This is a genomic window from Tolypothrix sp. VBCCA 56010 (assembly GCF_050875635.1).
Lineage (GTDB): Bacteria > Cyanobacteriota > Cyanobacteriia > Cyanobacteriales > Nostocaceae > Hassallia.
In genome coordinates this window covers 1-725 of the sequence record NZ_JBPAOH010000392.1, presented here as the reverse complement: position 1 = coordinate 725, position 725 = coordinate 1, and the positions used below count along the sequence as shown (strand labels likewise).

The window sequence follows — 725 nt, the reverse complement described above, 5'->3', positions numbered from 1 at the left end:
TTGCTGCTTGCTATCGAGAATGGGGCAAATACGAGCAAGCTATTGAGTGTGAAAACCAAGATTTAGCCATTCGTCAGCAGTTGGATGACCAAGTTAATATCGCACTGGCCTACTTTCAACTAGGAACGATTTATCAAGCTTGGGGTAAATACGAACAAGCTGTAAATTACTATCAACAAAGCCGAGAAGTTTATCAACAATTAGGACAAGACAAGAGTGTAGCTAATCTGTGGTTTTTGCTGGCTAATTGCTATCGAGAATGGGGGAAATACGAGCAAGCTATTGAATGTGAAAACCAACATTTAGCCATTTGTCAGCAGTTGGATGACCAAGTTAATATTGCACAAGTCTACTTTCAACTAGGAAGGATTTATCAAGCTTGGGGTAAATACGAGCAATGTGTAAATTACTATCAACAAAGCCGAGAAGTTTATCAACAATTAGGACAAGATAAAAATGTCGCTAATCTGTGGTATTGGCTTGGTGATTGCTATCGAGAATGGGGCAAATATGAGCAAGCTATTGAGTGTGAAAACCAAGATTTAGCCATTCGTCAGCAGTTGGATGACCAAGTTAATATCGCACGAGCCTACTTTCAACTAGGAAAGGTTTATCAAGGTTGGGGTAAATACGAACAATCTCTAAATTACCATCAACAAAGCCGAGAACTTTATCAACAATTAGGACTAGAAAAAAATGTCGCTAATCTGTGGTATTGGCTTGCT

At 39.0% G+C, this 725-nt stretch carries 1 protein-coding gene; it reads left to right on the top strand.

Annotation, left to right across the window (positions count from 1 at the left end):
- Window positions 1-725 (top strand): tetratricopeptide repeat protein (locus AABK37_RS41685; RefSeq protein WP_432557226.1); only part of this gene is annotated, 725 nt, incomplete at both ends.